Annotated in this window: 18 protein-coding genes and 1 pseudogene; 5 read left to right on the forward strand and 14 right to left on the reverse strand. The window is 49.4% G+C overall.

The genetic code is table 11. From position 1 onward, the window contains the following. A pseudogene (locus BBB56_RS20940) lies at positions 1 to 1,141 on the forward strand (chromate transporter); the annotation flags it as partial. Positions 1,142 to 1,539: 398 nt separating this feature from the next. On the opposite strand, the gene BBB56_RS20950 reads toward BBB56_RS20940, so the two are convergent. The 6 genes from BBB56_RS20950 to BBB56_RS20975 all read right to left on the reverse strand — a co-directional run bounded on the left by BBB56_RS20950 (position 1,540) and on the right by BBB56_RS20975 (position 7,278). Further along, the gene (locus BBB56_RS20950; RefSeq protein WP_123802859.1) at positions 1,540 to 2,178 is read right to left on the reverse strand and encodes a TetR/AcrR family transcriptional regulator; all 639 of its coding nucleotides are present in this window, start codon (positions 2,176 to 2,178) and stop codon (positions 1,540 to 1,542) included. Between the two features lie 409 nt (positions 2,179 to 2,587). Continuing rightward, positions 2,588 to 3,124: a GNAT family N-acetyltransferase gene (locus BBB56_RS20955; RefSeq protein ID WP_123802860.1), complete on the reverse strand. Its 537-nt coding sequence runs from the start codon at positions 3,122 to 3,124 to the stop codon at positions 2,588 to 2,590. 283 nt (positions 3,125 to 3,407) lie between these two features. After that, complete coding sequence (locus tag BBB56_RS20960; protein WP_123802861.1) at positions 3,408 to 4,349, reverse strand: sugar phosphate isomerase/epimerase family protein; 942 nt, start codon at positions 4,347 to 4,349, stop codon at positions 3,408 to 3,410. Between the two features lie 26 nt (positions 4,350 to 4,375). Beyond that, complete coding sequence (locus BBB56_RS20965; protein WP_123802862.1) at positions 4,376 to 4,804, reverse strand: PTS mannitol transporter subunit IIA; 429 nt, start codon at positions 4,802 to 4,804, stop codon at positions 4,376 to 4,378. A gap of 36 nt (positions 4,805 to 4,840) precedes the next feature. Next, positions 4,841 to 5,851: a Gfo/Idh/MocA family protein gene (locus BBB56_RS20970; RefSeq protein WP_123802863.1), complete on the reverse strand. Its 1,011-nt coding sequence runs from the start codon at positions 5,849 to 5,851 to the stop codon at positions 4,841 to 4,843. A 17-nt stretch (positions 5,852 to 5,868) separates the two neighbouring features. Next, positions 5,869 to 7,278 (reverse strand): sugar porter family MFS transporter, encoded by a 1,410-nt coding sequence (locus BBB56_RS20975; protein WP_123802864.1) that lies wholly within the window; start codon positions 7,276 to 7,278, stop codon positions 5,869 to 5,871. A gap of 683 nt (positions 7,279 to 7,961) precedes the next feature. On the opposite strand from BBB56_RS20975, the gene BBB56_RS20980 reads away from it, so the two are divergent. Further along, a complete protein-coding gene (locus tag BBB56_RS20980; RefSeq protein ID WP_233593079.1) occupies positions 7,962 to 8,834 on the forward strand; it encodes an AraC family transcriptional regulator in 873 nt (290 codons plus the stop codon). A gap of 158 nt (positions 8,835 to 8,992) precedes the next feature. Here BBB56_RS20980 and BBB56_RS20985 read toward each other — a convergent pair whose 3' ends face one another. The 4 genes from BBB56_RS20985 to BBB56_RS21000 all read right to left on the reverse strand — a co-directional run bounded on the left by BBB56_RS20985 (position 8,993) and on the right by BBB56_RS21000 (position 13,141). Continuing rightward, entirely contained in the window at positions 8,993 to 10,096 is a 1,104-nt protein-coding gene (locus BBB56_RS20985; protein ID WP_123802865.1) for a succinylglutamate desuccinylase/aspartoacylase family protein, read from the reverse strand. 65 nt (positions 10,097 to 10,161) lie between these two features. Next, on the reverse strand, positions 10,162 to 10,944 hold the full coding sequence (locus BBB56_RS20990; protein WP_123802866.1) for a lysine/arginine/ornithine ABC transporter substrate-binding protein: 783 nt from the start codon (positions 10,942 to 10,944) through the stop codon (positions 10,162 to 10,164). Positions 10,945 to 11,043: 99 nt separating this feature from the next. Then, positions 11,044 to 12,177, reverse strand: a complete 1,134-nt coding sequence (locus BBB56_RS20995) for an aminotransferase (protein WP_123802867.1) — start codon at positions 12,175 to 12,177, stop codon at positions 11,044 to 11,046. A 1-nt stretch (position 12,178) separates the two neighbouring features. After that, positions 12,179 to 13,141, reverse strand: a complete 963-nt coding sequence (locus tag BBB56_RS21000) for an ornithine cyclodeaminase family protein (RefSeq protein ID WP_123802905.1) — start codon at positions 13,139 to 13,141, stop codon at positions 12,179 to 12,181. A gap of 290 nt (positions 13,142 to 13,431) precedes the next feature. On the opposite strand from BBB56_RS21000, the gene BBB56_RS21005 reads away from it, so the two are divergent. Together BBB56_RS21005 and BBB56_RS21010 are read left to right on the forward strand one after the other, a co-directional pair. Continuing rightward, entirely contained in the window at positions 13,432 to 14,064 is a 633-nt protein-coding gene (locus tag BBB56_RS21005; protein ID WP_123802868.1) for a helix-turn-helix transcriptional regulator, read from the forward strand. Between the two features lie 259 nt (positions 14,065 to 14,323). Next, positions 14,324 to 14,653 (forward strand): darcynin family protein, encoded by a 330-nt coding sequence (locus BBB56_RS21010; protein WP_123802869.1) that lies wholly within the window; start codon positions 14,324 to 14,326, stop codon positions 14,651 to 14,653. Positions 14,654 to 15,045: 392 nt separating this feature from the next. On the opposite strand, the gene BBB56_RS21015 is transcribed toward BBB56_RS21010, so the two are convergent. The 4 genes from BBB56_RS21015 to BBB56_RS21030 all read right to left on the reverse strand — a co-directional run bounded on the left by BBB56_RS21015 (position 15,046) and on the right by BBB56_RS21030 (position 20,173). Then, positions 15,046 to 16,584 (reverse strand): sensor domain-containing diguanylate cyclase, encoded by a 1,539-nt coding sequence (locus BBB56_RS21015; protein ID WP_123802906.1) that lies wholly within the window; start codon positions 16,582 to 16,584, stop codon positions 15,046 to 15,048. Positions 16,585 to 16,717: 133 nt separating this feature from the next. Then, complete coding sequence (locus BBB56_RS21020; protein WP_123802870.1) at positions 16,718 to 18,262, reverse strand: methyl-accepting chemotaxis protein; 1,545 nt, start codon at positions 18,260 to 18,262, stop codon at positions 16,718 to 16,720. 329 nt (positions 18,263 to 18,591) lie between these two features. Continuing rightward, positions 18,592 to 19,473, reverse strand: a complete 882-nt coding sequence (locus BBB56_RS21025) for an alpha/beta hydrolase (RefSeq protein ID WP_123802871.1) — start codon at positions 19,471 to 19,473, stop codon at positions 18,592 to 18,594. A gap of 295 nt (positions 19,474 to 19,768) precedes the next feature. Then, the gene (locus tag BBB56_RS21030) at positions 19,769 to 20,173 is read right to left on the reverse strand and encodes a tautomerase family protein (RefSeq protein ID WP_123802872.1); all 405 of its coding nucleotides are present in this window, start codon (positions 20,171 to 20,173) and stop codon (positions 19,769 to 19,771) included. A gap of 474 nt (positions 20,174 to 20,647) precedes the next feature. Here BBB56_RS21030 and BBB56_RS21035 point away from each other — a divergent pair, with 474 nt between their 5' ends. Beyond that, the gene (locus tag BBB56_RS21035) at positions 20,648 to 21,562 is read left to right on the forward strand and encodes a LysR family transcriptional regulator (RefSeq protein WP_123802907.1); all 915 of its coding nucleotides are present in this window, start codon (positions 20,648 to 20,650) and stop codon (positions 21,560 to 21,562) included. Positions 21,563 to 21,613 lie beyond the last annotated feature (51 nt).

Genomic DNA, 21,613 nt, shown 5'->3' on the forward strand with positions numbered 1-21,613 from the left:
GCTGGCAACGTACATCGGCTGGCTGATGCATAAAACCTGGGGCGGAATCATTGCCGGTCTGCTTTTCATTTTGCCATCGCTGCTGATTCTGATTGCGCTGGGCTGGATTTATATCGCCTGGGGCGATATAGCCGTAGGGGGGGTTATTTTGTAGGGAATTAAACCCGCCGTTGCAGCGATCGTGCTACAGGCCGCGCATCGAATTGGCTCCCGCGCCCTGAAAAATAGCGCTCACTGGGCGATAGCCGCCGCGGCATTTGTCGCTATTTTTGCTCTGAACGTACCCTTTCCGCTGATTGTACTGGTCGCCGCGGTTACCGGGTTTATCGGCGGGCGTATAGCGCCGGACAAGTTCAAGGCCGGTGGCGGCCATAAAGCCCAGGGTGAAGATTACGGGGCGGCTATCATTGACAATGATACGCCGCTGCCAGCGCATGCTGTCTTTAGCTGGAAACGTATGGCAAAAGTTATTGCTGCTGGCGTGCTGCTGTGGCTAATTCCCATGACCGCGCTGACGCTGATGCTGGGATGGGCCCATCCAGTGACGCAGATGAGCTGGTTCTTCACTAAAGCCGCGCTAATGACGTTCGGCGGCGCCTATGCAGTTTTGCCTTACGTTTACCAGGGCGCAGTAACGCATTATGGCTGGCTGACAGCGGGTCAGATGATGGATGGCCTGGCGCTGGGTGAATCGACCCCCGGCCCATTGATCATGGTCGTAACCTTTGTAGGCTTCGTGGGCGGTTATACAAAAGCCGTGTCTGGAGCGGATGCCCTTTTTTTGGGAGGCGCCATCGCCGCTTGCCTCGTAACGTGGTTTACCTTTTTGCCATCGTTCATCTTTATTCTGGCAGGCGGACCGTTTATTGAAACCACCCATAACAATGTCGGTTTTACGGCTCCTCTGACGGCCATTACTGCTGCCGTAGTGGGCGTCATCTTCAATCTGGCTCTCTTTTTTTTCTGGCATATTGTCTGGCCAGCAGGCGCCGCTGGCGGTATTGACCTGTGGGCCGCAGCCATCGCCGTTGCTTCGGCTGTCGCGCTTTTCCGCTATAAATGGAAAGTGACGCATGTCATTGCCGCCGCGGCAATAGCGGGTCTGATTATGCACTTAGCGGGGTTTTCTGGAACAAAATGAAGAAATACGAAATATTAAAGGCATGACCTTTTTCTAAAAAGCAGGGCAAACCTCATCATCTACTATCCATTCCTACACCCAATGGCGCGCCTGTCATGGCGCGCTCTTTTGAAGAAACATCTGCTTTTCGCTCAGAGCGGACCCTGGCCTGTGCTCATTCCGCTCTGAGCCAAATGCGGACATCAGTATCAGGCATTCGAAAAGGGGCATTCCGCCGCTTCAAATAAGAGGCCAAAAATTTGAGTAAGGCGCACATATCTTTAGTTGAGACAGCGGAAATCGTCTTTTGAAAAACTTTCCGTTATCGATCCAACCGCATAAGGCCATGCCATTTTCACATTCGAGCACAACCATTGTTTTTCTTCTTTTTCGACGCCGAACAATTGTGCCAACTCCAGTCATATTGATGCCTTTCTCGAAAGCTCTTTCGCATCAACATTTCTGTTTAAAAGCACCGATCTGATAATGAACTCGTTACACTTTTTGAGATCGTCAATTTCAGGCTGAATTTTTCCGTAAACTCGCATCCCTTCCAGCATCATAAAAATGGTCTGGGCTATTGTTCGTGCGCTATCATCGCGTCGAAAGATTTTTTGCGTCTGGCCTGTGTATATTATTTTTTCCAACTTATTGATTATTGAGTTGAATTTATAATGTACCTTAATTTTTACCTCTTCATCGCCCGGTAGAAGTTCACTGGCCGCGGCAATAGTAAAACAACCTTTTTCTCCATGAGAAGATGATGATAAAAGCGCCACAAATTCAAGCATTTCGCGCAATGCATTTTCTGGAGATAACTTCACATCGCGTTCAGCTCCTCTCGAAACACTTTCATCCATATATTGTTGTAACGCCGCGAGATAGATTGCGTGTTTATCAGGGTAGAGCTTATAGATACTGGCGCTGGCAAGACCAGATGCTTTCATGAGATCTGACATTGATGTTGCCCGATATCCTTTCTGCCAGAAGCATTCCAGCGCAATACTGAGAAATGTCTCTGGGTCGAATTCTCTGGGTCTGCCAACTGATGCTTTCATTTAATCCTCCAGAAGTGAGAATGAATTGTAGATCGATCAATCTACATTTAAAAGCCCCTTCTCATGTTTACCTGGCAAGGTCATCCAGGCGGCAAAGCATAATGAGAATATGTCCGCTTTACGCTCATGGCGGACTGTATGTCTGCCCCGCCTGGTGCCAGACGTAGAATGAGCAAATCACACTCAGCCAATCTTTGGTCAAATTATGCTTAGATGGGCGATGGGTTGCAGAAGTGTCGTTTAACCGCCCGCCATTTACTCTTTACATAGCCATGCAGTCGCGCAGAAGTCGGCAGGAATAGTTTGCAAGATTTGAATCAGGGAAAGCCCGCCCGCGTCAGAAACGCGCTGAGGGCCTCTCAGGCGTTGCGCCCAGGTAGGCTTATGTAAAAAGGCATTCGGTAGCCCCCTACCCTGACTTTTTGTCCCATTCGGTGTGGGTCAGTGTAAACAACATGCTGGCAGGCGCTTTTTTCACATCATGAATGTCCCGTACATACCGAAGTCCGGCATTCGTCAGGACCTTCTGAGATGCCAGATGATTTGCTCTTACTGCGGCAGAGATCTCAGGCATTTTGAGCTTATTAAACCCGTAGCTGACCGCGAAGTTAGCAAACTCTGTCGCCAGACCTTTTCCCCATGACTCAAAGGAGAAACGATATCCCAGGTTATTGACAGGGATGTCGGCATAAGTGCGGATAGTCAGACCACCAAAACCGATGATCCTTTCCGGATCATCTTTCAGCGAGATAGCCCAGTTTCCGAAACCGTAATCCTCCCAGTGTTTAAGCCAGCGAGCCAAAACATCGCGGGCATAATCAATATCAGGATACGGACCTGCGGGATTAAATGTATTTGTGGCAGGGTCGCCATAAATTCTGAAAAGGTTATCTGCGTCTGAGGTATTTACAGGACGAAGATGCAGTCGAGAGGTAGTTAGCTGCAAAATGTCTCCTGAGTTTTTGATGCATTCAATGAGTTATCTTGCTGTTTTTATAGCCACGATTGTTCGGATTCACAACAGGGTTGTTATGTTTAATGTGGAAATTCTTTCCTGTCGCTATCAATTTGACGCCCGCTTTTCGCTCTTATCGGACATTCCCGAACGTGTCAGTCTGCTCTGTTCCAGAAGCTGACAATAAATGTTGGGGCGAATCGCTTTGAAAGCGACTCGCCCCTGTCTAAGGATACAGGTATGCATTTGCCTTATTTATGACAGGCACAATGTCTTAGCGGCTCAGGGTGGCGTTTAAGGCATCGATTGAGGTTTGTAATCCAGCTTCTACGCTCATCGTCAGGTCTTCCATTTCCAGTGAAACATCACCGTCATAGCCAGTCATACGTAATACTGAAAAGAACTCTTTCCACCATTTCAGATCTTGTCCGCACCCCACCGCCACATAATTCCAGGTCCGTGTTTTCGTATTAGTGACTGGTTGATATTCCAACAGACCATCGATGTCGGCCAGCCCACGCTCGATACGCGCATCTTTACCGTGCACGTGGAATACTGCGCCCTCAAGTTTACGGGCAGCAGCGATGGGATCGGCACCCATCGCAATCAGATGCGAAGGATCGAGGTTAATGCCAATCATGTCATCCACTGCATTACGCAGGCGCAGCAATGTAGAGGGGTTATAAACCAGCTGACACGGAAATTCTTCAATGGCGATCTGTTCAATGCCGTGCCGCTTAGCATGCTGCACAAACTTCTTCCACCAGGGAATCGCCACCTCATTCCATTGATAGTCGATTACGCCTGGCATGTAGTCCGGCCATGAAATAGTCGACGTAATCCAGTTCGGCACGCGATCTTCTGGTCCGCCACCCGGCAAGCCGCTCATCATCACAATCTTTTTAACACCCAGCGTGCCTGCCAGCTCAACTGCACGATAGCTACTTCTTGTATGGGTTTCGCCCAGTTCACCTGGGGCTAATGGATTGCCAGAACAATTTAGCGCCACAATGCGCATTTCACGCTCGGCTAATTCCTGCTTAAACTGCTCAAGTTTTTCAGCGGAGGAGAGTAATTCTTCGGTTTTGACATGGGGACAAGGCGACCAGCCGCCAGCAGTCATTTCAACACCGCTAATTCCATAACTCTTTACTTTATCCAGCATGGCCGGAAAAGCTAAATCAGCCAGAACGTCAGTACATAATGCAAGTTTCATTTTTAATCCTTTATCTGCCGCGTTCATTACGCTCTTTCAAACAGGTCAATAAATCCGGCTTTGGTTTTTGCATTGGCTAACAGGGTGGTTTTAACTTCATCACCTAATAAATCCGCAATAGCCGCTAATACCTGAATGTGTTCATTTTCGATTGCCGCTACAGCAACCATGATAAATACTACTTTGCCTGCGCCCCAGCCTACGCCACCAGGAAACTGAAACACCTGAAAACCGGTTTTAATCACCTGGTCAAGGTTCTCCTTCGCGCAATGTGGGAAGGCAATACCTGCACCGATATATGTCGAAACCTTTTGCTCGCGCGCTAACATGCCTTGTACAAAACCGGGTCTTACATAACCGGCCTTTTCCAGGGCGGCGGCGGCAATATGTATGGCTTCATTTTTGCTCGCTGCGCGGCACTGTAAATGCAGCGCATCTTCAGTTAATTTCAACATGTTTAATTCCTTACTGATGTCGCAAAATGTTGTCTGTTAACGATAAAGCGCAGGCTGCTGTGGAATAACCACATTGTGTTTCGCACCATCTTTTAGCGACGCTAACCCGGCATCGCACACAAGGGCTACCACGTAACCATCCCATGAAGATGGGCCGCTCATTTCACGTCTGTCACGTACGTTGTCGACAAAATGTTGCACTTCACGGTCATATGCCGTGGCGAAACGTTCCATGCAGGATTGTGCGATATGCTGCGCATTGCCGCTATTTGAACGTGTACTGATCACCTGCTGCTCAGTCAGTGCAGCCGTGGCGTTTTCACCAACCACTTCGCAGCGAATGTCATAGCCGTAATGGCAGTTCACAAACAGCTCGTCATCAATGCGTACGCCTGATTCAGTCTCAAAAATGACGATCAGCGGGTCTTGCAGGTGCGGCAGCGCACGGCGAGTTTTCTTTCTCGGCTTATCAACGCGCACGGAGGTAATGTTCTCGTTGAGCAGATAACGAATAATGTCAATTTCATGCGTAGCCGAATCGTTCACCGCCATTTCAAGCGTGTAACTTTCTGGCACCGAAGGATTACGATGCGCGCAGTGAATCAGCATAATGTCACCGAGCTCACTGCCATCGATCGCCTGTTTCAGCGCCTGATATCCAGGATCAAAGCGACGCATGAAGCCTAATTGCAGTAAACGTTTACCGGCTTTCACTTCTGCGTCAACGATCTCTTTCGATTCATCAGCCGTGGGCGTTAATGGCTTTTCGCAAAATACCGGTTTGCCCGCACGGAATGCCGTCAGAATTTGTGTTTTATGTACCGGACCAATGGAGCAAATGAAAACCGCATCCACCAGTTCGGAATTTATCATCTCTTCAGCATCATAAAATGCTGTTGCATTATATTCGCTGGCAATCACATCAGCGGTTGTCTGGTTTATATCGCATACTGCGCTAACCTGAGCGCCAGTAATCACATTCTGAAAACGTTTAAGGTGATCCCGGCCAATCATACCCAGGCCAATCAAGCCAATTTTAACAGTCATCTGTTATTCCTTAGTTGCTAAAAGCGAAATGTCTTTTCAATCTGTTCTAACGTAAGTCCACGCGTTTCCGGCAAATATCTGATTAGCAGAATTAGCATAATGATATTGGTTGCGCCGAAGAAACCGAAAGTCATGCCACCACCGTAATGGCTCAGCAGAAACGGGAAAATTGACTGGATAATAAAATCGAAGATCCATAAGCCGAATACCGCAAATCCCATACCGACGCCACGCATTCTTAAGGGATAAATTTCCGCCAGCATTAGCCAAAAAACCGGTGCTATCCAGCCTTGCATAAACACCAGAAACACCAGCATCAAGCCAAGAATGACATAAGGAGCGCCGGAGAAATTCGCAACCAGCGTTTCGATACCATTAACGCTTTCAGTGTGGAAAAAATATTTAAATGCCAGACCAATCAATAACAGGCTCAGGGTAACGCCTGCCTGACCGGTGAAAAACATTTTACGCCGCGAGTGTCTGCCGATGAGCGCCATGCCGAGCAAGGTTGCTAAAACCGAAATAATGCCGTTGGCTACCGCGCCGGTTACAGCGGCAGCATCGCCTAAGCCGGTTGCTTTTAATACCGTTGGCGCGTAATACATGATGGTATTCACACCTGTAACACGCGTTGCCAGTACAATCATTAAACCCGTTAGCACCAGATTAATTACCCAGCGGTTTTTCAGTTCAGCAAAAAGATTAAACTTCAGCTTATCTGCTTGTACGATTTGCTGGATCTCTTTAACTTCGCGATCTACATCCTGCGGCAAACGAAGGGTTCTTAATACTTTGACAGCTTTGTCAGTTTCACCGCGACGAATAAAGAAACGTGGTGATTCCGGCATCATTAACATACCAAACCATAACAGTGCGCCTGGCAATGCAGGAATGGCCAGCATGATGCGCCAGTTATGCTGGGTTTCGGGATAAAAATTCACAATGGCGGCGTTAACGGAATAAGCAAGGAACTGACCCGTGACAATCATCAGTTCATTTACCGTTACTAATCGTTCTCGTTGGTTAGCGCGTGCCAGCTCGGAAATATAAATTGGAACCGTAACGGAAGCGCAGCCCACAGCTAAACCGAGAATAAAGCGCGCCGCAATCATTGACGAAACACTCCAGGCAAAGGCGGTGCCAAGCGCGCCAAAAACAAAAATAACAGCAACCCATAGCAGGTTTTTACGACGCCCTTGTTTGTCTGATAAATAGCCGCCAAAAAGTGAGCCTAAGGCTGCACCAAATAACAGGAACGAGGTGATAAGCCCCTCCTGAGCGGGTGTCAGGTTTAAATCATACTTCATGAATATAAGCGCGCCGGAAATAACGCCGGTATCATAACCGAAGCATAAACCACCTATTGTCGAGACGATAGTGATTAACCGCATGCGCTGAGGGTTTTGCAGGTTAGTTTTGTTATACATAGCTGTTCCATCTGGTTGTAAGGGAATACCGTTGCAAGCCATTTTAATGGTCAGATTAAAACTTCATCTAAGAAAGTCTAAAGCTTAGTATTGTCATAATTAAACCAGGGTTTTTAAAGCGATGTTATTTTCCCGTGCAGTCTGCCCCGCTGCTACCCTTTATCGTTGCAACAACGTTATATTAAAGTGAAAATAAAAAACCAGATGCTTTTATTTTCACGATCTCACATCGTGCTGGCGATCATAAATTCGGAAAAATAAACATACATTACAGTGATCAATATCACGGCAATAATCTTTTACATTGACATGGCAAGAATGAAGATGATTTTAAAATTCATTCCTCAACGTCCTTTTTCAAGGCATTCAGGCCAGGTTCAGGGCAGCAACTTTGATGATAACTGGTGTTTCCCTGAAATAATCTCCACATTAATGATATGGGTTTTACCTTTTCTGTGGGGGAGGTTTATTTGTGCAATAAACACCGTTTTTTGCTGAATAATCTTGTGAAGCCGATCAAGCTTTCCCGCTTTGTGGCAGGGAAATAACAATAATGAGGAGTCGCACCCTGAGTAATAATTAAAAACATATAATTATCATTGACTTAAAAAGTTAGAAAAAGCAACATTGATGATTACCTTCGCCTGTAGTCATGTAAGAATAGCGCTATCCCAAGAGGAGGCATGATGATCACCTTCAGCCGCAACGAATCTTCTTCTGCCCGTGGCTTCGATAATGGCTTGCGACCGCGCCTGAGCTTCATCTGTAGAGCTGAAGGTAAAGATGAAGCGATTCCTCGCGTCATGCATAAACATGACGACCGTTTTGAACTGATGTTTATCCGTACCGGCAGTGGTACCTACAATATTGACGGACGTACTTTCCACGTAAAGCAAGGTGACATCCTGTTGTTCAACGCAAACGTACTGCATGATGAATGTCCGGCGCCATCTGAGGATTTATTAATATTCAGCTGCGGGGTTGAACAATTAAAAATTGACGGGTTACCGATGAATGTTCTCACTACAGGTTCGCAGCCTGCGGTCATGCCTTGCGGTGAACTTTACGATGAAATTTGTCAGCTCTTTGATCAAATGTGGTTCCACGTTAACAGTAAGCGGTTATATGCGGCTGAAATTGCGGATAACTTATTAAGTGTACTATTGTTGTTATGTCGAACTATCTGGACGGAAAACAAATCGCAGCAGGAAAGCAGCAGTCTACTATTGGGACAGCGCATTAAAGACTATATCGATAGTCATTATAAAGAAGATATTGCGTTAAGCACGATCACTACCGTAATGAATATGAACCATTTTTATCTGGCGCATGTATTTAAAGCTTATTCAGGTTACTCACCGAAACAATATCAAACGCGTCGCCGCATAGGCGAAGCGCAAAACTTATTGTTAAGCACTGATTTAGGCGTAACGGAAGTGGCAAACGCAGTGGGATACGATAACGTCAATAACTTTCATCGTATTTTTAATAACCTTGTGGGTATTCCACCAGCACGTTATAAAAAAGCCTGGATAACCGGGAAAATAAAAAAATGAGCCTCGCTATTCGCCCATGTTTTAAGAAAATTTCACCGGCAGATGCCACTCTCCGCTTTCGCTTATAACAGTTCACGGCGCCTCAAACCGATGATCAACTCCCGATGACGCCGCCTTGGTCGATTTCTACAGTCTGAGTTGCATGTCCTTTGTCCCGTTCAGAAATGCCTGAGCAAGTTACCATCCTGACGGTCGTTAAGACGGTCACTGCCGGCCAGAAGTGCAACGCGTTGCCCTGCTCTGATCATCTTCATGACCGGTCGCGCTACCATGACACCATTGACATTACTGTATACGGGAGTCCGCTGTCCGTCACTGACAGAGACAATGTCAGCAAGGTGTTCCCCACTGGTAACGGTATCGCCTGGTTTTTTCAGCCAGGCCAGGATACCGCTGGCAGGCGCCTGAAGGTGGCTGGCTCCTTCAAGAGGATAAACTTTTATCCGCGTGAGATTTACAGAAATGGCAGGCTGCGCTGAAATAATCCCCTCATTCGCCAGAAAGGCAATAATCGCCTCTGCATCCTGCTTTGCCAGTACATCACTGACATCGGCCTGACCGCGCAGCTCAACGGTTACAGAGAAAGGAACTGTTTGAGACCCGAGCAACTCCCTGTCGCAGAACCATTTCCATACTCTGAAAATGGCTTCATCAAATGGTTGTCCCCCGGCAAAGTCCTCAACAAATATGACGTCAGCTCCCAGAGCCTGGGCTAGTTTCCGTGCGCGTTCGGTATGTAACCGGTTGGTATAGAGGTGGAGGACGGCGTCAGTATCACAGTGAAGATCAAGCACCAGATCGTGCTTCAGAGCTTCGGTCAGCAGTAGATGCTTCATCTGCCCGACCGTGTCCGTCGGTACAGTATCAGCCAGAGACTGCTGTAACATAAGGGCGGGATCGGTTTCGCCAGCAAGAAGCCGTTTTTCAAGCGCCTGGCTGAGATCGGGAAAGTTCCGGTTAAAGTTCTCGCCATTGGACAGATCGAAACGGCCTGCCCAGTAACCCAGAACGTTCTGCATCATGCCAACGGGATTAGCGAGTGGAACAAGCGTAATTTCTCCCAGGATTCTGTCTTGTTTTTCATAGTCATCCAGCATTGCGACCAGGTGCTGTATAACAAGAATCCCCGGATGCTCATCGGCGTGAAGTCCGGCCTGAATATAAGCGCGACGTCCCCTACCTGTTTCACCAAACGAACGGCTTTCCAGAAAAAGGGGCTGTCCGGAAACCAGATTAGGAAGTTCCGTTCGTATCGTTTTCATACATTGTCCATGCAGCTCAGCAGGAAGAGAACAGCGCGCCAGTGCCTGACTGACGCGCTGAAAAGTTATTTACCATAAATATCGAAATCGAAGTAGCGAGCGGCAATTTTCTGATAGGTTCCGTCTTTGATCATCTCAGCAAGCGCCGAGTTGAAAGCGTCCTGCATAGTCTTGTCGCCTTTTCGCAGCCCGATGCCCGTTCCTACTCCAAAAATTTCATTATCTTTTACTGCTGGCCCGGCAAACTCATAGGCTTTACCTGCATTCTGCCTGAGGAAACCATAGCTGCCTGCGGTTTCGTCCTGGAACGCCGCATCCAGGCGACCGGCAGTCAGGTCAGAGTAAACCTGGTCCTGCGCCTGATAGGCAACAACATTCACACCCTTCGGCGCCCAGTATCGATTTGCATAGACCTCCTGAATTGTGCCCTGCTGTACCCCCACGCTTTTACCCTGAAGGGATGCAGGATCAGGCTGAATTTTACTGCCCTTCGGCGCAATCAGTCGCGCATTGGCGCTGTAGAGTTTGTCTGTAAAGTCTATCTCTTTGAGGCGCTTTGGCGTGATGGAGAGAGCAGCAACAATGGCATCAATCTTTCGGGCTTTTAGCGAAGGTATGAGTGCATCGAACTCAGTTTGAACGATGGTGCATTTTGCCTTTATCCTCGTACATAACTCTTTTGCCAGATCAATATCAAAACCCACCACCTCGCCCTGAGCATTTTTAGATTCAAAGGGTGCATAGGCAGGTTCCGTACCTATACGGATATTTTGAGAAACTTCAGCATGCAGAGTCTGCGTTACCCCCAGAACCAGCAATACAGACAGTGTGATACCTCTGATTTTCATATTCAGCTCCGGTTACCCGTCATCTCGTTTAAAAGCCCCGCTGGAATGGCGAGGGAAGGCTGCTCCGCCGGTTAAGGGGACAAAGGCGGAGTATTTTTTTTATCGGTTTTCTTCTGAAAGCTCCCGGATAAATCGACTGACCAGAGCCAGGCCCTGCTTCATGACTTCACTGTTATTGGCGAAACCTATGCGCAGATACCCTTCCATATCCAGCGCCTCACCAGGCGTAAACATGACACCGTAACGCTCCAGCAGGCGGACACAAAACTCTCGTGAGCTGACCGGCAGATCGTATTTCAGCAGAGCCGTAGTACCAGCACGAGGTTTCACATAACTAACCAGGGGTTCATTATTAACCCACGTATCCAGCGTCATCAGGTTATCACGTAACATTTTTTGGTTGCGGGCCAGTATCTTGTCACGATTTTCCAGAGCCAGGGTGGCAAAGTAATCATCGAGAACGCCCACGCTGACCGTATTATAATCGCGATGTATTTCAACGTCTTTCAGTAACGCAACGGGACCAGCGATCCAGCCCAGACGCAGCCCGGCCAGGGAGTACGCTTTAGACATGCTGGCCGTACTGATCCCCTTTTCATACAAATCCGCCATGGCCGCGGTGTAACCGTCACCGTGCTGGTCAGTGCCACGATAGACTTCATCACAGAGCAGCCAGGCGCCTGCTGAACGCGCGACTTCCACAATCTCGCGCAGCAGTGCTTCGTCTATCAGCGCCCCGGTCGGATTGTTGGGGTTGTTGATGGCAATGAGCTTTGTTTTATCGTCAATAAGGGATTTCAGCTCAATCACATCCGGCAGAAAGCCATTCTCCTCGCGGAGAGGTAAAATTTTGACATCGGCACCGTAGCTTGCCGGAATGGAATAATGCTGCTGGTAAGTTGGCAGAACGGAAATTACCGTATCGCCCGGTTCAACCAGCGTTTCATAAATCAGGGCATTAGCACCGATTGCGCCATGTGTAATGAGAATGTTTTCGGCCGACTGCTGGCTGTACTGCTCAGAAATGAGCTGACGCAGTCGCTCTGAACCCGTGATATGCCCGTATGTCATTTTGATGTTCAGCATCTCATCCAGAACCTCCCGGGTTTTCCCCGTCATAGCCAGCAGTTGCTGCATAGTCAGGGATTCAACGCAGGTTTCGGCAAGATTATATTCGCAGCGCGTTTCCCACTCATTCATCCACTGCTCAACGCCAAACGGTCTGATTTTCATGTTATTTATCCTGTTTTCTGAGAAAAGACAGCACGCTGTCCGCGATAGCGACATCTTCCAGCCCCAGCCCCAGGGAACGGAAAAATACATGTCGTTTGTAAAACGGCTTGACGGCATTTCCTGTAACCAGTTCCGGCAAGTCCCCACGAATACTCTCGGCGGTCCAGCTGGTTTCGCGGGCCGCAATCACCATCTCACCTGCATGAGCGGGTGTGGTTTGCCGGTAATCACAGTAAACATCCATTTCCAGCAGCGCCTGAGGAGACACCTCGTGCGCGCCCGGCGCGTTCGTGCTGATGGACGTAATCAGGCAGGGGCGGGTCAGCCGCTTCACATCAATTACCGGCGTTGCCGATGAGGTGCATAGCATCAGAACATCCGTATCTTTTGCCGCTTCTTCTGCGCTTCCGCAGACTTTCAGCAGCCCCTCTGGTATCCCGGCCTCACTGCTGATTGACTCTGCTGTCTGTAGGCCGCTCCGGCTCCAGACCCGGATTTCTTTCCAGTTGCGCAGCGTCAGAACATGACGGAGATGCGCGCGGGCAACGGGTCCCGTACCGATGATGGTCAGTATCTGCGCCTCTGCTGGTGCCAGTAGCTCAACAGCCAGGGCTGTCGTTGCCGCCGTTCGCTCTGTTGTCAGGAGGGAAGCGTCGCACAGCATTAGTGGCATACCGTCTGCCGTAGACATCAGCAGCGTCCACGCGGTAATTACCGGCTTCTGCTCTGTCACAAGGTAAGGCGATATTTTCGCACCGAGCAGCTGGCGGGACATGTCCACGCCAAAATAGTTAATGAAATCTCCCCGGCAATCAGGCAGCAAAACAACCTTCTGCGCTGGCTGTACGGCCTGCCCGTGCGCAAGGCTCGTAAATACGCGGCGCATGGCCTCTCTGACATCAATATGTCTGAGGATATCTGCGGTCTGCTCCGCGGTAATAACCGGAATACCTGTAGGATGCATATGTTTTCCTGTTGGGCCTGCAAAATAGTTGGCTTGTGATAGGTAGTGAACTAAAAAGTACATTATGCACTATTTGTTTACAAGACGATTTTGTCAGGCAGGCCAGCCAGAGTAGATTAGGTCTCAGGCTGCATGGTATAGGCTCGCCATGATGCGAGAGATACATTCGCTGGGATGCAGCCCTGCATACCTGACGCGGGAGCCTGCTTCAGGCGTAACGTGATAAAGTACGCATCTGAAAAAGCAGCAGGATACAAATCTGCCTGAACGGCACTGAATGAGGATAAGAAATGGTAAAGAAGCCCGGCCCGGACAAGGACAATGCACAACTGCGATTGCTGAAATCAGTTGCAGACGGTATTGCCGCGCTTTTCTTTCCCAGCGTGGAAGTTGTAATCCACGATGTTGAAGCCGGCACAGTAGCCTACATTGCCAATAACTTGTCAAAGCGTAAGCCGGGTGATGATGCTGGTCTGGACGATTTAGAACAAGACCCACTGGCGCCGGTAACGGGTCCCTATGAAAAGCTTAACTGGGACGGGAAAAAAATGCGCTCCGTCACAATTGCAACGGGGGATGGAGAAAGCCCGGGCTACCTGCTGTGTATTAACCTCAGTACGGCGGTATTTGAAGAGGCCAGAAATGCCCTTGAAATGTTTCTTTCGGTCACGCGACTTCAGCCTCAGCCAGAACAACTTTTTCGGGATGACTGGCAGGAAAATATCAATACCTTTCTTCATGAATGGATACGGCGAGAAAATACGTCGCTCAGCGCGCTCACGCGAGAACAGAAAAAAAAGGTGGTTCAGAGCCTGCATAAAGAAGGCGCATTTCGCGCAAAAAATGCAGCCGATTATATTGCCGGTGTGCTGTCACTAGGCCGCACGACAGTTTATAAATATCTCAGAGAATGCAAAGAATAATCATCGCTAAAGAGGGCTGAAGAACTTTCAATCCTGATGAATTTCTTCCGGCCTGAATGTCATTCTGACGCTTAATTAAACGTCCGCTCTGTGCCAGAAGCGGACGTTGCTTACATCATGCTGTGTTGCACTACAGGGAGCAGGTCACGGCTCTGTGCCCTGATCATCCATAAAGCTTTGTTACTAATTAGATAAATCGGGATGAATTTCCCATCGAGAAGCATGGTAACGTCATAAATATTCACTACATGAGGTATTTATGATCACCGTTTTTGTTTTACTCAAGACGACACAGGAATGGCTCCGTCTGGAGCGCTCTGAAAGAAATCGGATTGCTGATAGTGTGTTATCTTCCGTTCTATCCGACAGTACAGTAACGCTAAGAATGTTCGACGCGGAAGCATTTACCACAAACTGTACAGATGTCGCCATGTTCCAGGCAGAAGACATGCAGGCGTTTTATTTCACTATTGAGCGGCTCAGGGACTCGGAACTGATAACCAGGCCTTATTTTGAAATGGTACAAATTATCCCTACTATTGAAGATGGATATAAAGCCTTTGAGAAAAATATCCCTTCACAATCATGAATTTAGCACACATCTAACTTAGCATGCCCGTTCAAATTCAAGCATGACGTCCCCTTATCGCTCAGAGCGGACCCAGGCCTGCGCGTCTGTCCGCTTTGTGCCAGAAGCGGACGTTGCCGCTCCGGGTCGTAATGGATGTGCTTTCGAACTCTCTGGCAACTATCAGAGACTGGCAGATGAAAACCTATAGTAAGAAGCTATAGAAATCAGACTTGCTGTGCCTGAGAGGCAAAAAAAGTAATGGTTTTATACTGTTGCAAGAAGACATGTACATGTCTTCTTGCGCGAAGGCTGAACTGCGCTATATGGAAATCAGTATAAAACCTGTAGGTTGTGGTTGGCTGCCGGATTGAAACAGTCAAACAGCTTTGCAGCCGACCCATGCGCCAGACTCACATCTGCTGCCGTTCGGGCTGACTGTGTCCGCTGACGGCGCGGTTTCTTCCGTTTCGCTTGGCGTGATAAAGCGCGTTGTCAGCCTGCTCTTTAAGTCTTTCGGTCTCACTGGCATCGCCTCTGGCGGTTATCGTCCCGCACCCGGCGCTGATAGTCACGATCCCGCCCGGTACTGCTGTCGCTTTATGCGCCAGTCCGGCATCGGACACGGCCTGCACCGCCCGTTGCGCCACTTTCAGCGCATCTGCCGGGCTGGTATTTGGCAGAATGATAGCGAACTCCTCACCACCGTAACGAGCCACTATATCGTCGCTGCGATGGATAACGCTCTTCAGAGCAACACCGACATGTCTCAGACACTGATCGCCCGTTACATGCCCGTAGGTATCGTTGTAGCGCTTGAAGTAATCGATATCCATCATAATCAGTGAGAGAGGTTGATCTGATTTAGCGGAGCGTTCCAGATTTTTTTCCAGCAGCGCATCAAACTGCCTGCGGTTAGCCAGCCCTGTCAGCCCATCCACCAGGGCCAGTGACTGAAGCGTATGGTTAATGCTGGTGAGTTCATCCCTGACCAGCGTCAGCTCCAGCTGATTTTTCAGGTTGACTCTTACCTGCCTCAGCATAAAAAAACCCATCCCGGTGATGATAAGCAGCAGCACAATATTAAGTGCCAGATCCACCAGGTTTTCCGCTATCCACTCAGCACGGGCTGCGTCCCGGTCATAACCTGCCGTCACAATCAGCGGGTACCGCTCAAGCCGGGCGTAGCCAAAAATCCGTTCTACACCGTCAAGTGCCGAGCGCCACGTCGCACTGCCGCTGTCAGATACTTTGAGCACGCTCTTGAATAACGGGCTTGAGGAAAGGCTGCGGTTAATAAAAGAATCAGGCAAAGGACGAATGTAGAGTACGGATGAGTCGGCAAGGATAAGCGCCAGCATATCCCGCTCGCCCAGGCTGTAGTAGCTGTAAAATTGCCGGAAATAGTCCACCTTCACGGTGGCCAGTGCGACGCCAGCAAAATTGCCGGCGGCATCGTTCAGCCGGACCGATACCGGTATAACCAGGTCGCCCGTTGAGCGGCTTCGTATTACGCGACTGATATGAATATCCGTATCATTATGCGTGCGGTGCCAGATAAAGTAGTCCCGATCGGCATTGCTGGCATTTGAAGGCACGTAACTGCCTGACGTCGCAACCCAGTTACCCTGGCTGTCATAAATAAACAAGCCGTGCAGCTGGGGAAGCTTTCCCTGCTGCTCATGGATTTGCGTTTTAAATGCTGACGTTGAAGCATATCCCGGACCGTTCTGCACAAGCTGTCTGACGGCATCAGTAAGAGTGATGTCCACCTGCAGGAACGCATCTTCTGCCTGCTTAGCAAGGGACACGGAAAGATTACGTGCTTCTTCTTCCCGTTCGCTGAGCTTGAGACGCCAGTCATTCCAGAGCGACCAGGCGTTAATACTCATGATTGCCAGGGCAGTAACGAGTAAAAACAACGCCAGGCTTCGGCCAAGCGATGTCCCCATCAGCGGTGAAGATAAATTATCTGATGACTGATTCAAGAAGCCACTACTCCGGTTACGCATAAGAATTACTTAAGAATATAGCAGACGGCAGGTTTAAAATTGCTATCACCCCGTCACGGTGACGGGGCGTTTATCAGACTTTAAACGTTTCTACCATGCCTCGCAGCGCGTGTACCTGCTCAGCCAGTGATTGCGAGGCCGTTGAGGACTCTTCTACCAGAGCGGCGTTGCTCTGCGTCACGCCGTCCATCTGGCCGACAGCGATGGTTACCTGAGAAATACCCTGCATCTGCTCATTTGACGCCAGCGCGATTTCGTCCATGGCTCCCGCCAGTTCATTGACCCGCGCATTAACGCTCATAATATTCTCCGCCGTACCGTCGGCCACCGTCACTCCGTGGCTGACCAGCGCAGAGGCGCTTTCAATCAGTCCTTTAATATCCCTGGCGGCCGTTGCGCTGCGCTGAGCAAGCGTGCGAACTTCGCTGGCGACTACCGCAAAACCGCGGCCATGCTCGCCTGCGCGCGCGGCCTCAACCGCCGCGTTGAGGGCGAGGATATTTGTCTGGAAAGCAATACTTTCAATGGTTCCGGTGATCTCCCCGACCCTTGCCGCGCTGGCTGAGATGTCAGCCATGGTTTTCGTCATCGTTCGGACGTTTTCTTCACCGCATCTGACCAGGCTGACGGTCTCGCGCGCCGCGCCTGCCGTATGGGTGGCCCCCGCCGTGTTGCTTCGCACCGTGGCGGTCAACTGCTCCATGCTGGCAGCGGTTTCCTGTAGAGCCGCAGCCTGCTGCTCGGTCCGGGCAGAAAGTTCGCTGTTACCCCGGGCAATTTCGTCAGACGCCTGCGCAACCGATGCGGACGCGTCTTTGATCTGTGAAACCATGTCGGCAAGCCCCTTCTGCATTCGTGCAAGCGATGCCAGCATGCTGGAACTGTCGCCCTGGCGCAGGATGACCGGGGTGGTGAGATCGCCGCCCGCGATGGCGGCCGCCAGCGCCTGCGCCTGAGAAGGTTCACCGCCCAGCTGGCGCATCAGCACCCGCACGGTCAGGTAACCGATGGCTGCGGCCAGCAGGACAGACACGGCCAGCAGAATAAAGAGGATCACCGAGGCCGTTTGGCTTTCATCACTGCTGTTCTTCACGGCACCGCTGGCGTTCTGCATCTGAATATCCGTCATGGTACCCAGCGCATCCAGCAGCGCACGCTGCGCCGGCCGCGTGACATTCATAAGATAAGGAACGACTTCAGCCTGCATGTTCTGTAGACCAAGCTGAGCAGCCTTATCAAACGCAGGCATTGCCACTTTCTCGCGCTCGATTATCAGCTTCATGGTTTCGCGCCCGGCAGGGGTGGAATCAATCTGCATAATGCGCGAAAGCTCATCGAGGCTGCTGGCAAACTGCGCTTTCTGCTTCTGCACGCGCTCCCATTCAGGCTGCATCTCTTTAGGATCGGTCAGCAACGCCAGGTTACGCACCGCAATGGCCAGATCGCGCACGTTTCCGCGCATATCAAGCGCAAGCTTGTACTTCTTCATTTTGACGTTAACCACGTCATTCATACCTTCGCGAGCGTGGCTTAACGTATTAATCGCAACGCCGGTACAGATGGCTAACAGCAGCACCATCAGGCTGAAACCGATGGCGAGACGGACAGAAACTTTCATAGCAATTTACCGGTGTGATTGAACATCACCGTTACTATCGGCATTTTTAAAGTTTCATTTAGGATACATTTATTGATTTTTTTCCAGACAGTGCTACGCAGAGGGTTTCATCAGGCAGGCGCAGCCGGCAGCGCTACGCTGTGTTTACTGCTCGCCGCGCTCGTTAAGATAGCCTGTATAACCGTTTTTTTAATGAAAACAGACGTATTCCTTTCGTTCGCCTTTTAGTCATTGCGTTACGAAAGGTGACGTCCGCTTTTCGCTGACATATATGAATGGCATTCGGGCAGGTTAATAGAAGAACCGTTCGCACCTGATATTTCTCCGCGTTAACAGACAGGAGCCGGCAAAGTTCGTTGTAAAAGGAAAAGCCGAAGTTCGGCTACCACCTCTTCTGGGGCCTCTTCAGCCATATGATGACCACTGGCTATCGCTTTACCTCGAACGTCTGGTGCCCAGTTTTTCCAGATGCCCACTATGTCGCCGTATATATCTTCCAGGTCATCATATTTTGACCATAAGCAAAGAGTCGGACATTCAATTACTCGCCCGATCTGACGGTCCTGAAGCTCATGCTCTTTATCAACAGATAAACCAGCGCGATAGTCTTCGATCATCCCATGTACAGTTTCCGGATCCTGTATGGCTCGCCTGAATTCAACGTACTCTTCATCTCCCATTGAGGCCGGCTGGCCTCCATACCATTTGTCCGGGTCAGCCAGAATAGCTCGCTCTGGTTTTTCTGGTTGAGCAAAGAAGAACCAGTGATACCACTGTCTGGCAAATTTCTCATTACATCGGTTGAGGGCTTCAAGTATCGGGATGCAATCCAGTACGACAAGACGTGTGATTCGGTCCGGATAGTCAAGAGCGGCCCTGTAGGCCGTGTAACTTCCTCTGTCATGTCCAACAAGCGCAAACTGTTCGAAACCCAGCTGACTCATCAACTCAACACAATCTTTTGCCTTCGCTCTTTTAGAAGAACCCGCATGATCAGGCTGGTCGGCAGGTTTAGATGAGCAGCCGAAACCTCGTAAATCAGGGCATACAACGGTAAATGATTTGGCAAGCTCCGGGGCCACTTTTGACCAGGTTACGTGGGTACGGGGATGTCCGTGCAACAGCAAAACGGGAGGCCCATTGCCGCCATAACGTACATTAAGCTCCGCGTCTGAAACGCTTATTTTTGTGTGCGTAAACCCTTCAAACATCTGTTTCCCCCGTCAGTCGTTTGGTAAATATTATAGGCAGATCCTGCTCGTAAACCTTTTCGGGACCAGAGAGCAACGCGAGGGCTAAGGTGAGCCATGACATCTGAAGGTGAACAGATATTCACAGTTAATAAGCCAGCCATAGTTGGAAAAATATCCAGACCTGAGGCCCGCTCCTTGCTCAGAGCGGATACTGGCCTGCGTGTCAGTCCGCTCTGTGCCAAAAGCGAACGTTAGTGTTTTGCGAGTAAAACCCAGATACGACACATTAACGGTATAGCAGCCAGACTTATTTTTAGTAAAACTCCTCTTTATGCTGATACCTGTATTCTTGGGTTATCCCTGTATATCCATATGACGCAGCTTTGCAATCAATAACGTGCACGTTCGACTGAGGATGTAAGTTACCGATGGCTTGTTCCATAGCATTGTAAATTGCTTTTTGGTACGCCGCTTTCTGATCTTTGCTACATGTTTCATCTACGACTGTAACTTCAAGTCTAAACGAATTTTTCCCCCATTCATTCAAACTCTTACCATCAATAAACCAGTCATCTTTATCTACATATCTCATTATAACCATTGTTTCAAAGCTATTTTTCTTTAATACATCGCACGTAATTTGAGTGGCTAAAAGTACGCACTTTTTGGTTAACATTTCATTCTTAGTACCAGACAATGTGAGAGTTATTCCAGGCATTATTACTCCTCATATTAACTATTGCTTAACGTTGTTATTACAGGCATTACCAAAGACTTTCGGCCATTTAAAGCTCCCTAAGATGGCATAATTGAAAACGTGAGCGCAATTGTATGTCCGCTTCTCGCTCATTGCGGACGTTTACCATTAAAGTCGTCGTCTTCCCCAACACACTGATGCAGAGCACTCTGGCTGCCTCTGGACCCTTTATCCATGTCTGCCGCCAGAGCCGCCCTTTAGGGGTGTAATGGCTGTCTACGCCCGGTTTTGATGAATCAATCTTGCCAGTTGCAGCTTTACTGCGCGTGCATGCCTCAGGGAACTCCGCCAGCACGCTTTTTGCTGAGAGCGGCTGTTGTGACAGCAGGAAAATTTTTATGTGAATGAAAAGGATTAATGCGGTGAGAACCGGGTACTTTAGAATGGCAGCAGAAAACGCCCTAAATAACGTCAGGTGATCGCGTGCATTCCAACATGATTGAATACCTCAATATCTTCATACAGGTTGTTGAGCAAGGTAGCTTCACAAAAGCCGCGGATATTCTTCAAATACATCGCCCCACCGTGAGTAAAGCGATTCAGCAGATAGAAGACGACCTCGGCGTTAAACTTATTCATCGTACAACCCGCAAACTGAGCGTTACGGCGGAAGGTGAGGAGTTTTATCATCATGCCAGGCACGTTCTGGCCGAAGTAAACGACATGATGGCCAGTTTTTCACCCTCCCTTCCACCCCGGGGGCGCCTCAGACTGGATGTTCCGCTGGCGCTGGCTCATGCCGTACTAATCCCAAACCTCAAGCATTTCCAGACACGCTATCCGGATATTGACGTGGTGCTGGTTTCATCGGACAGAAAAACCGATTTGATTACGGAAGGCATAGACTGCCTTGTTCGACTGGGCGCGCTTCAGGATTCGAGTTATATCTCCAGGCGCATTGGTGATATCAGAATGGTAACCTGCGCGGCACCCTCTTACCTGCAACAGTACGGGCGGCCGGAAACACTTGCGGATCTGGAGCAGCATCGGGCGGTTAACTTTTTTAACGGTCACAGTCGCGACGTGATGGAATGGACGTTTATCGACGGCGGGAGCGTCGTGTCGCGGCACCCTGCAAGCAGCCTGCTGGTTGATAACTCCGATATACTACTCTCATGCGGTCTGGCCGGCCTTGGCATTATCCAGGCCACTTATGACGCCCTTGCTCCCCATATCGTTTCCGGCTCGCTTGAAGAGATTTTGACTCAATATCCTTCGGTGTCTAAGCCCGTATCAGTGATGTATCCAGACAAGCGCTATCTCTCTCCAAAAGTCCGCGTGTTTATCGACTGGTTCAGTGACGTTCTGGCCACACACATCCGCTCAGGCAGCCGGATTGGTAGCGAATAATTAATTCTGACGTTCCCTGACGGCTATTTTTGGTGCGTTTATAACAGCGTA

It is taken from the genome of Candidatus Pantoea deserta, assembly GCF_003813865.1.
Taxonomy (GTDB): Bacteria; Pseudomonadota; Gammaproteobacteria; order Enterobacterales; family Enterobacteriaceae; genus Pantoea; species Pantoea deserta.